The organism is Bacteroidales bacterium, assembly GCA_035342335.1.
GTDB lineage: Bacteria > Bacteroidota > Bacteroidia > Bacteroidales > JAGONC01 > JAGONC01.
In genome coordinates, this window is record DAOQWY010000030.1 from 22,660 (window position 1) to 33,926 (window position 11,267).

The following is an 11,267-nucleotide window of genomic DNA, read 5'->3' on the forward strand; positions in this document are numbered from 1 at the left end:
TAATTTTCAGAACTTTCATTGAATTTATAATTGTTGTATCTTTATTCCAGTTAATTTAAAACATATCCGTCATGGACATTTCGACGAATTATTTGGGATTACGCTTGTCGTCACCGGTCATCGTAAGCAGCTCCCGGTTGACCAATTCAGTGGAAAACATCAAGCTCTATGCACGGAAAGGAGCAGGTGCCATTGTGCTGAAATCCCTTTTCGAGGAGCAGATCATGGCGGACATCGAGACGAAGCTGGAAGATCACCCAATGTATTACTGGTATCCCCGTGCGGCAGAACATATCATGGATCTATCCAAAGAACATGGCGTGAATGAATACATCAGGCTGATCAGGGATGTCAAAGAAGCGGTCGACATTCCTGTGATCGCGAGTGTCAACTGCATTTCTGCAAAGGGATGGCCTCTGTTTGCCAAAAAACTACAGGAGGCTGGCGCAGATGCACTGGAATTGAACATTGCGATTTTCCCATTCAATGAAAAAATATCCGGCACTGAGGTTGAAGAGACATATTTTGACATTCTGAAAGCTGTCAAATCGCATGTGACCATTCCGGTATCTGTCAAGATTGGATCCTATTTTTCCAATTTACCCCGAATAGTCAGTCAACTTGATGAAGCCGGGGTTGATGGAATTGTGATGTTCAACCGGTTTTTTCGGCCGGATATTGACATTGACAGCATGAGCATTGTTTTTGATAACTACCTGAGCTCACCGGTCGAGATCACAGAGCCGCTTCGGTGGATAGGCTCTTTGTCGAACAGGGTGAAGTGCGATATTTCAGCATCCACCGGGATACATGATTATACAGGGGTTGTAAAAGTACTGCTGGCCGGGGCCAAAGCAGCTCAAATCTGCACAACGATTTACACGAACGGACCGGATGTGATCACTCAGATCAACGAAGATCTTGATATGTGGATGCAAACCCACCGTTTTCCGACCCTTAAACATTTCAGGGGAAAGATCCTTCAGGGAAAGGAAAAAACAGGAAGCTTTGAACGGGTTCAATTCATGCGAAAAAACACCGGTATGAATGTCTGACCAACAGATCCCCATCGTGAGATGATGTGTTCGGCTTATAGGACCATAGAATAAGATGGTAGAAGTCCTGATCATATTTTTTCTGTTCTTTTTGAACGGTCTTTTTGCCATGTACGAATTTGCCCTTGTTTCGTCAAGCAAGGCACGACTGGAAAGCATGGCCCAAAAAGGCAGCCGGTCGGCGGTGAAAACACTCAAGTTCCTTGCGGAACCCGAAAAGATCCTTTCAACAATCCAGGTCGGGATCACCCTCGTTGGGATTGTGTCCGGTGCTTTCGGAGGAGTCGCCCTTGCGGATGATGTGGCTCCTCTCTTTGAGAAATTATCACTGTCCCCCGAATCGGCACATAAGTTTTCGGTCATCATCGTCGTCGCCCTGATCACCTTTTTCTCCCTGATCATTGGTGAACTGGTTCCCAAATCACTGGCATTGAATAATCCTGAGCGAATTGCCACTGCTTTGACTCCCTTCATCACGGTTTTATTCAAGATCGCTTATCCCTTCATTTTCTTTTTAACCGTCACTACAAGAGCCATTACAAGGCTACTTGGAATTAAATCAAAGGATAACCGGGCCATCACGGAAGAGGAACTCAAGTTTCTTCTCCTGCAGAGCTCACAGCAGGGGGTGATCGACAAGGAGGAAACCCAGCGCATCAGGGATGTCTTCCGGTTTGGCGATAAGCGGGCCAGTGAGATCATGACCCACCGCAAGGATGTCATCTTTATCCTGAAAAGCGACTCCAGGGAGGAGGTGTTTGAAAGAATAGCCAATTATCATTTCAGTAAATATTTATTATGCGAAACAACCATTGAGGACATTATCGGCGTGGTTGCCGTGAAGGATATTTTGTCCCTGTTCACCGGTGAACAGCCTTTTGACCTTACCAGGGTGGCTGCTGCCCCGCTTTTTATCCCCGAGAATCTGATGGCGGATAAGGTACTGGAGCTTTTCAGGCAACAAAAGACCAATTTTGCAGTGGTGGTTAGCGAGTATGGCGCCGTTGAAGGCATTATTACACTGCATGATCTTACGGAGACTATCCTGGGTGATCTGCCGGAGGAATTTGATGACCAGGAGCTGGAAGTGATTGAACGGCAGGATGGCTCCTGGCTGGTGGATGGAGCCATGAACATTGATGATTTTATGGATTCCTTTGGTATCCTGTCCTATGAAGATATTGAAAATGAAGGGTTTACTACTATCGGCGGTCTGGCGATGCATTTTCTGAGAAAGGTTCCCAGGGAAGGCGATTCGTTCCAGTACAAAGACCTGCAATTTGAAGTGATGGATATGGACAGGAGCCGCGTTGATAAATTGATGGTAACACGCATCAAGCCGGTTGACAACTGACAATGGACAGCATCTCATTGCTCATAAAGTTGCAGTCTTATGTTGATCCCGGCTGTTGCCGTAATACCAGGCATGGAATAACCAAAATTGATTTCATAGCGCTGATCCAGAAGGTTCTGTCCCCTGACAAAAACCGTGAGGAAGGATAGTAACCGGTAATGGAGGGCTGCGTCCAGCAGAAGATAGTTTTGCCGGATCACTTCAGGATTAGTCTTGGTAATCAAATTGTTGACATAGGCCATTTTGAGATTGGCATTCAGCTTTTTCCACTGATAATCTCCTTCGATGAAAAGCTGGTGCTGCGGAGCAGCCACAACCGGTTGATCGGTGTGAAGCCAGGCATAACTTGCAATGAACTGGATTTCATCCGACAGATGATACTTGCCTGTCAGCTCTGCTCCATAATGTGTAAATTTCCCGGAATTGACGTTGACGATATCCGGAAACACGCCTGTTGTCTGGATCAGGTTGTTTCCTTTCATGAAAAACAAATTGGATTCAAGATAAATCCGACCATTATGAAAGAATTGTCCTGCACTCACTTCATAATTCCACATCCTCTCCGGTTTGAGGTTTGGATTGGCGCTGTTGAAAAGGAAAAGTTCCTGAAGGGTCGGACTGCGGAATCCTTTGGAAATGATTCCTTTGAGGACGGTGAACTGCGTTGGATGATACGTCACGCCGAACTGTGGAATCCATTCGCTGCCAAATGATTCGTGTACTTCCAGCCGAACACCGGCTGTAGCGACCAGTTTTTCAGACAAAGCATTCTGTACCATAAGGTAGGCAGCTGATTCCAGGATGACTGTGTCGGCGAAATTAACGGGTACCAATGGGAGAATGTTCTCAGCAAAACCTCCGTAGCTTTTCAGATCCGCACCGACCGTAATGAGGTTATCGGGCCACAGTTTGATTCCCTGGAACAGGTTGATGCCCTGCAGGTGGTCGGTGGAATGGAATCCATCGTATAGCTTGTGTTCCCCTCCGTTGTAATAGAGCTTCAATGCCCCTTCTGATTTTTGAAAGTGATTTTCCAGGGTTACCGAACATTCTCCGCGGATGAAATCACTCCAGTGCCCGCCGTTCTGGTAGGAGGTATCGGCACTGTTGACGGGTCCCGGATCGGTAGAGCGGTAACCGGCCATGCTGCCCGAAATGATCAGCCTGAAACGGGGATTGATCTCAAGGCTGGATTTGATGTACCCATTGGAGATCCTGAAGTTTGAGTTATCTCTGTGCCCATCTGTCTGATCATGGTTAAATGATGCTGTGACATTGAATTTATTCTTCTTAAAGCCGACACTGGTCATGTATTTTTGAGTATGGAATGAACCATACTGAGCTCTTCCGCTGATTGAGAGGCCATCCTGCTCCTGCTGGCGGGTGATCAGGTTGATCGCTCCGGCCATGGCGTTTGAGCCATAGAGCAGCGATACCGGCCCCCGCACCACCTCTGCTTTCTCAATATCTGAAGTGATATAGGCATCGGGAAGGGGATGACCAAAGATGCCGGCAAATTGAGGATGACCGTCAATCATCACCAATACTCTGGTGTTGGGTTGTCCACCGACACCCCGGACGGAAATTCCTCCGGCAGAGCCTTGACCAACACCGAAACCGGTGATCCCCCGTTCAGTGACGAAGACCCCCGGAATGCGGTTGCTCAGGACCGGCAGCACATTCGATTCACCGCTCCTGTCAAGCTCATCACGTGAAATCACCGTGATGGTCAGAGGATTATTGTTCTTTGAATCCAGGATCCTTGAACCGGTTATGACGGCTTCATCCATACTGGTCATGGATTTGAACAGCTGCACATTCAGTGTTGTGATCTGGTTCTCAGCTAAAATGACATCAAGGGTGACCGTTGAAAAGCCAATGAAGCTGACCGTAGTCTGGTACTTGCCGGCCGGGAGTCCTGTGAATTTAAAATATCCGCTGAAATCGGTGCTGGTGACCCTGTGATCTGGCAGCAGCACAACGTGCGCTCCTGCCAGAGGTGATCCGCCATCCTTGCCGGTAACATATCCGATGATCCTGCCCTCCTGCGCACCGCAGAAAATTGGAAATGCAAGGATGAGAATGATATGGTACAGGATGGATATCGGCTTCATATCACCGGATTGCTTACGATCGTTATGAGAATTCGAACACAAAACTAAGCATCTTTCTATTAAATGATTGATTGTTATAATTTTTAACTTTGAACCCATATGGAACCCATCCCACACCGTTATTTTATCAAGATCTCTTATTCCGGAGAGAACTACAACGGCTGGCAGATCCAGAAGAACGCTCCAACGGTACAGGCGACACTCGAAAAAGCCTTTTCTGTTTTGTTTGACGAGGCAATGCGGTTGGTGGGTTGTGGCCGGACAGATGCCGGCGTGCATGCACGGATGTTCTATGCTCATTTCGATAGCGGGCCACTCTCCCAGGAACAGCAGATCCAGCTAATCTACCGGCTCAACGGATTTTTGCCTGAGGACATCGCCATACATAGCATTCATCTGGTAAGGAGCCAGGCGCATGCGCGGTTTGATGCCCTGTCAAGAACCTATCTTTATCAGATCAGCCGGTTCAAGAATCCATTTCTGATCGGCTTCGCCCATTATGTATACGGCAGGCTGGATGTGGAACTGATGAATCTGGGAGCCAGGCTATTGTTGAACTATACTGATTTTACATCGTTCAGCAAAACCCATACGCAGGTGAAGACGAACATTTGCAGGATCAAGGAGGCCTGCTGGGTTGAAGAGGGTGACCTGTTGTTGTTCAGGATCACGGCCGACCGTTTTTTGCGGAACATGGTCAGGGCAATTGTCGGCACGCTGCTTGAACTGGGTCAGCATAAGATTACTCTGGAAGAATTATATCAAATCGTCATATCCCGGGATCGCTCATCGGCGGGCATGTCGGTGCCCGCTCACGGACTTTACCTGGTGGACATTCAATACCCCGAGGACATTTTTCTGAATATCATCTATTAAATGAGCGGGAATGAGTCAGGGGATGGCATCCCTGGTGGACCATCATTTTGATGCACCACCTTCAACCATCTTCAAGGCTTTTTCGGCAATAGCTCGTGCCTTCAAACCGTATTTTTCCATCAGCTCTTCCGGTTTACCTGATTCTCCAAATCGGTCGTGTATTCCGATGAAATCTACAGGCACGGGATGGTGCTTCACCACGACCTCTGCGACCGCACCTCCCAGGCCTCCGTTGATCTGGTGTTCTTCGGCGGTCAGCAACAGACCGGTTTCACGGGCTGCGCGGATGATGATTTCCTGATCAATGGGTTTGATCGTGTGAAGGTTGATCACCCGTGCCTGGATCCCCCGTTCTTCAAGCATACGGGCCGCCTGCAGGACTTCCCAGGTCAAATGGCCCGTGGCGATGATGGTTAGATCGTTGCCCTGACGCAGTAGCTGTCCTTTTCCAATAAGGAAATCCATGTCCTCACTGGTGAAATCGGGCACCGGTTCCCGGCCAAAGCGGACATAGACAGGTCCGTTTACCTGTTCAGCAGCTGCGATGACAGCCAATTTTGCCTGAGTGGCGTCACAGGGTGAAAGAACGGTCATATTGGGCAGCACGCGCATCACGGCAATATCCTCAAGTGCCTGATGGGTTGCCCCATCGGGCCCCACCGAAATCCCGGCGTGCGCTCCGCCGATGATCACGTGGAGGTTGTTGTAGCAGATTGAAACCCGGATCTGGTCGGTGGCACGCAGGGCTGAGAAGACACCGTAAGTGGCAAAAACCGGTAATTTCCCGGCCAGGGCCAATCCGGCTGCCACCCCCACACAGTTTTGTTCGGCGATGCCGAGTGAAATGAAACGTTCAGGAAAAGCATCGGCAAAAAGATTCATTCCGACCGATGCGGTAATGTCAGCACCGATCCCGATTACGGCGTGATTTCGTTTTCCGGTCTCCAGCACTCCTTCGCCGAAGCCCAGCTTGGTGGCCTTATCTCCTTTGTTGCTATATCTTGCCATTGGATTCATTTGCGTCCGGTGATTTACATCCCTGGTTACCGTACAGTCGTCCCAACGAAACTGAATTTTGATTTTTGATTTTTGAGTTTAATACAGTTCCCGGATAAATTGTTCCGCCTGCTGTTTTGTCGGTGCCTTCCCGTGCCACCGGTAATCTCCCTCAATGGAAGGTACACCCTTACCCATGATGGTCTTTGCTATGATGACCGATGGTTTTCCTTTTGCCTGTCTGGCCTCGTCGTATGCCCTGATGATATCCCGATGATCATGCCCGTCGCAGGGAAGGACATGCCATCCGAAAGCCTTCCATTTATACGCCAGCTGTTCCAGTTCCATTACGTCGGAGGTTTTGCCGTCGATTTGCAAACCGTTGCGGTCAATGAGTGCCGTCAGGTTATCCAGCCTGTAATGGGCTGCGCTCATGGCCGCTTCCCAGATGGAACCTTCCTGGAGCTCGCCATCGCCATGAATGCTGTACACCTGCCAGTTCTTTTTATCCAGGCGGGCACCAAGCGCCAGGCCAACGGCCACCGAAAGCCCCTGTCCGAGTGAACCGGCCGATAGTTCAATTCCGGGCAGACCGTGGTCCCTTCCAGGATGCCCCTGCAAACGCGAATCCAGCTTGCGCAGCGTCCTCATCTCTTCCTTGGGAAAGTAACCTGCCTGGGCAAGGGTTGCATAGAGAACCGGCGCTACATGGCCTATGGATAAGATCAGCCGGTCGCGCTCCTCCCAGTTGGGATGGGAAGGATTATGTTTTAAGATATTGAAATACAGGCAGGCAAATACATCCGACAGATCAAGCGAGCCGCCAGTATGGCCCGACCCGGCCTCTGCCAGGCTTAGCAGAATGGTTTTCCTGATTTCGTACGACAGGCGGCGTAGTATTGGGATCTGATGCTCGTCCATAGCTGGTACCTCCTAAAAGAAGCTTTTTATCAGGTAAAATCCCATGATCAGGGAGATGACGGTTTTCATCAGCACACCGGCAAGAAATCCCAGAAATGAACCAAAACCGGCTTTCATGGCTATTTTGAAATCAATGCCTTTGGTCAGCTCTCCGAGAACGGCCCCGATAAAAGGACCCAGGATTATTCCAATGGGAGGCAGAAAAAATATGCCGATGATCATCCCGATGGTGGCACCCCACATGCCTGCCTTGGTGCCGCCCAATTTTTTGGTGCCCCAGATGGGCACATAATAATCAAGTAAAATGACCACCGTGGTGACCAGCGCCCAGATGACCAGAAAGTTGACCGTAAAAGGCTTTTCTTCCCTGAACTGCTGAATGAGCAGGGCGACATAGGCCAGGGGAGGGCCCGGCAAGACAGGGAGAAAACTGCCTAAAATCCCTGCAATGAGCAGGATACACCCCAGAATGATCCAAACAGTTTCCATGATGCAGGATTTGGAGCAAAGATAGGAAAAAAATGAGAGGAGAGAGGAGTAAGGAGAGAGGAGAAAGGAGAAAGGAGAGAGGAGAAAGGAGAAAGGAGAGAGGAGAGAGGAGAAAGGAGAGAGGAGAGAGGAGAAAGGAGAGAGGAGAAAGGAGAAAGGAGAAAGGAGATATGAAGTATGAAGTGTGAAGTATGAAGTATGAAGGATGAAGGATGAAGGATGAAGGATGAAGGATTTAAGATTGGGGGGGTGAGGAATGAACTTTGGGTGGGGTTGATTGTTTAAGTAGAAACGGATTACGTGATAAAATGTTTCAGGACTTTTCGTTGGATCGCGGGAATGATCATTTCGGGAGGAATGATCGTGTCATGCAGCGGACAAAATGCAAATGAACAGGTAAAAATGGATTTAAAAACTACAGATTCAGCTTATTATCAGGTAAGCAAAACGGACCAGGAATGGCGAAACCAGCTTACTCCGGTGCAGTTTCATATTTTACGGGAGAAGGGAACGGAACGCCCGTATACGGGAGACTATGACAAATTCTTTCAGAAAGGTTCCTATCACTGTGCAGGCTGCGGACAGAAGTTGTTCGAATCAGATACGAAATTCAATTCCGGTTGTGGCTGGCCGGCATTTTTTGCCCCATACCTGGAGAACAACATTCACATCCAGATTGACCGCAGTTACGGGATGGTCCGATCGGAAGTGCTCTGCGCGAAATGCGGTGGTCACCTGGGACACGTTTTTGAGGATGGCCCGCCACCCACCGGATTGCGCTACTGCATCAATTCAGGAGCCCTTGAATTTAAAGCGGACAGCCTGTAGATCAAAGATTAAAAGTTAAAACTTAAATCAAAAATCAGATATCCGTTAATCGTTAATCCGATATCATTTTAGATAGGTGTCGAGCCATCTGAAGAATTCCCTTTGCCAGAAGACAGCATTTTGCGGTTTCAGAACGAAATGAGTCTCTTCCGGGAAAAACATCAGCCGGCTGGGAATGCCCCTGAGCTGTGCCGCATTGAACGCCTCAAGGCTCTGCGTGTAGGGGATCCTGAAATCATATCCCCCTGAGATCAACATGATGGGGGTATCCCATTTGTCGACGCTGAGATGGGGGGAAAAACTGTAACTGTTGGGTTTGGGCTGTTCCCAGTACGGGCCCTCGTAGTCGTGGTTGACGAAAAAATATTCTTCCGTAGACCCGTACATGCTTTCAAAATCATAGATGCCGCAGTGGGAAATGAAGGCTTTAAAGCGTTTTTCGTGGTGTCCGGCGAGCCATAGGACGGAATACCCACCGTAGCTTGCTCCCACAGCCCCCAGGCGCTTTGCGTCAATGTAGGGTTCTTTCGAGAGTTCATCTATGGCGGAAAGCATATCTTTCATATTCTGTCCGCCATAATCCCCCGCGATCTGGTCGTTCCATTCCTGGCCGAAGGTTGGCAAACCTCTCCGGTTGGGAGCTACCACAATGTAGCCATGGGCAGCCATCATCTGAAGATTCCAGCGGTAGGACCAGAACTGACTGACGGCGCTCTGCGGACCACCCTGGCAGTATAATAATGCAGGGTACTTTTTGGTACGGTCAAATGATGGCGGATACACCACCCAGACCAGCATATTTTTCCCGTCGGTGGTTTCCACCCACCTTTCCTTTACCTCTCCCATTCTGATGCCGGAAAGAAGTTGCTGGTTTGTAAAAGTCAGCTGAACTTGTTCTCCGTCCAGTCCAGCGCGGAATATTTCTGTTGGTGACGACAATGACATCCTGGTACCAATGATGTAGGGTCCTGCAGTGGCAATCGATGTATAGTCATGGTTCCCCTGTGTGATGCCACCGGTTGAGCCGGTTGTGAGGGAATGGGCAAAGATCTGGTATGTGGCATTTGCACCGCTGATGAAATAGATCCTTTCATCTTCTTCAGACCAGGCAAATCCGGAACAGTTCTGATCAAATCCGTCGGAGAGATCTTTTTTGGATCCATCTGACAGATCCAGCATCATCATCCTTTCTTTATCCGCCTCGTAGCCGTCTGTTGCCATGCTTTTCCAGACCAGTTTTTTCCCGTCCCCGGAAAAAACCGGGTCCTGGTCGTATCCCATGTTCCCTTCGGTGATGTTGGTGGTGAGCCCAAGCTTCAGTTCGTACAGGTAAAGATCCGAATTGGTGCTCAACGCATAGTCTTTTCCCTTCAGTTTTTTACAGGTATAGACGATCATTTTACCATCCGGACTCCAGGTGATCTGCTCCATGCCTCCGAAAGGATTCATCGGAGTGTCATAGGGTTCGCCTTCCATGATGTCCATACCAGGGTTGATGGCAGTTTCATATTTCGTGAGGAAGATATGGCTGTAGGCATAATCGTGCCAGGCATTCCAGTGACGGTACATCAGGTCATCAAATATCATCACCTCTGTTTTTGGCAGATCCGGATAGAGGTCACCAGGGGTTGGATCCAGCTTAACATCCTTGCAGTAGAGGATATGGGAAAGATCCGGCGAGTAGGAAAACCCGTTGATTCCACCTTCTATGTTGGAAATCTGTTGTGGATCCGATCCATCCGGATTGACTTCCCAGATCTGCATGGTACCGTTCTTTGCGCTCAGGAATCCAATCTTCTGACCATCCGGCCGCCAGACACCATTATATTCATTTCCTTCAAAATCAGTCACTTTCCTTGCTTCGCCCCCCATCACCGGAACGACAAACAGGTCACGGTTGCCCCGGTTCTCCCCCAGATCATACCTGGTAACACCATAAAGAACCATCTGTCCATCGGGTGACACCTGGATGTCGTCCACGCGGCCCATCCTCCAGAGATCCTCGGCCTGCAATCTGTCCTGCGCTGATGCGGTCATTGTCATAAAAATCAGAATGACCATGAATGACCATGAATGACTTTTCATAAGGTTAAATAATTAGGTTGGTTAAAAATTATTGAGCGTGCGAAGTTACAAAATTCCAATAAATCCTAAATTTGATTTCGCAAATCCTGTAATTCAAACCATTTAATGCGCTATCATTTCATCGCCATCGGCGGCAACGTCATGCACAATCTTGCCATCGCACTGTGCCGGAAAGGGGACAAAGTTACCGGATCGGATGACGAGATCTTTGAGCCTTCACGGGGCAGGCTTGCTTCTTTCGGATTGTTACCGGAACGTGAAGGCTGGGATCCTGACCGGATTGATCCCGGGCTGGATGCCGTGATCCTGGGGATGCATGCGCGGGAGGACAATCCGGAATTGATCCGTGCCAGGCAACTAAACCTGACGGTGTTTTCTTTTCCCGAGTTTCTGTATGCCCACGCCGGGGACAAGAAAAGGGTGGTGATCGGAGGCAGCCACGGCAAAACCAGCATCACGGCGATGGTCCTGCATGTGCTGAATGCCAGCGGGATCCCTTGCGATTACATGATCGGTGCACCCGTAAGGGGCCTGGAAGATACCGTAAGG

At 49.1% G+C, this 11,267-nt stretch carries 11 protein-coding genes; 6 read left to right on the plus strand and 5 right to left on the minus strand.

Translation table 11 applies throughout. From position 1 onward, the window contains the following. Window positions 1-71 precede the first annotated feature (71 nt). The gene (locus PKI34_12095; protein HNS18549.1) at window positions 72-1,055 is read left to right on the plus strand and encodes a dihydroorotate dehydrogenase-like protein; all 984 of its coding nucleotides are present in this window, start codon (window positions 72-74) and stop codon (window positions 1,053-1,055) included. Window positions 1,056-1,110: 55 nt separating this feature from the next. Beyond that, window positions 1,111-2,409 carry a hemolysin family protein gene (locus PKI34_12100; protein ID HNS18550.1) on the plus strand — a complete coding sequence of 433 codons (1,299 nt, stop codon included), beginning with the start codon at window positions 1,111-1,113 and terminating at the stop codon, window positions 2,407-2,409. Between the two features lie 14 nt (window positions 2,410-2,423). Here PKI34_12100 and PKI34_12105 read toward each other — a convergent pair whose 3' ends face one another. After that, complete coding sequence (locus PKI34_12105) at window positions 2,424-4,523, minus strand: TonB-dependent receptor (GenBank protein ID HNS18551.1); 2,100 nt, start codon at window positions 4,521-4,523, stop codon at window positions 2,424-2,426. A 99-nt stretch (window positions 4,524-4,622) separates the two neighbouring features. On the opposite strand from PKI34_12105, the gene truA reads away from it, so the two are divergent. Then, on the plus strand, window positions 4,623-5,399 hold the full coding sequence (gene truA, locus PKI34_12110; GenBank protein HNS18552.1) for a tRNA pseudouridine(38-40) synthase TruA: 777 nt from the start codon (window positions 4,623-4,625) through the stop codon (window positions 5,397-5,399). Between the two features lie 42 nt (window positions 5,400-5,441). Here truA and PKI34_12115 read toward each other — a convergent pair whose 3' ends face one another. From PKI34_12115 to PKI34_12125, 3 genes are all read right to left on the minus strand, one after another. Then, window positions 5,442-6,407, minus strand: coding sequence for a transketolase C-terminal domain-containing protein (locus PKI34_12115; protein HNS18553.1), 966 nt, complete (start codon window positions 6,405-6,407; stop codon window positions 5,442-5,444). 87 nt (window positions 6,408-6,494) lie between these two features. Then, complete coding sequence (locus PKI34_12120) at window positions 6,495-7,316, minus strand: transketolase (GenBank protein ID HNS18554.1); 822 nt, start codon at window positions 7,314-7,316, stop codon at window positions 6,495-6,497. Between the two features lie 12 nt (window positions 7,317-7,328). Then, on the minus strand, window positions 7,329-7,805 hold the full coding sequence (locus tag PKI34_12125) for a DUF456 domain-containing protein (protein HNS18555.1): 477 nt from the start codon (window positions 7,803-7,805) through the stop codon (window positions 7,329-7,331). A 32-nt stretch (window positions 7,806-7,837) separates the two neighbouring features. Here PKI34_12125 and PKI34_12130 point away from each other — a divergent pair, with 32 nt between their 5' ends. Next, window positions 7,838-7,993: a hypothetical protein gene (locus PKI34_12130; GenBank protein HNS18556.1), complete on the plus strand. Its 156-nt coding sequence runs from the start codon at window positions 7,838-7,840 to the stop codon at window positions 7,991-7,993. Between the two features lie 214 nt (window positions 7,994-8,207). Beyond that, window positions 8,208-8,633, plus strand: coding sequence for a peptide-methionine (R)-S-oxide reductase MsrB (gene msrB, locus PKI34_12135; protein ID HNS18557.1), 426 nt, complete (start codon window positions 8,208-8,210; stop codon window positions 8,631-8,633). Between the two features lie 63 nt (window positions 8,634-8,696). Here the strand turns inward: msrB and PKI34_12140 are convergent, their stop codons facing one another. Beyond that, window positions 8,697-10,718 carry a S9 family peptidase gene (locus PKI34_12140; GenBank protein HNS18558.1) on the minus strand — a complete coding sequence of 674 codons (2,022 nt, stop codon included), beginning with the start codon at window positions 10,716-10,718 and terminating at the stop codon, window positions 8,697-8,699. A 105-nt stretch (window positions 10,719-10,823) separates the two neighbouring features. On the opposite strand from PKI34_12140, the gene PKI34_12145 reads away from it, so the two are divergent. Then, window positions 10,824-11,267, plus strand: a 444-nt coding sequence (locus PKI34_12145) for a Mur ligase domain-containing protein (GenBank protein ID HNS18559.1), incomplete at its 3' end; no start/stop codon positions are given.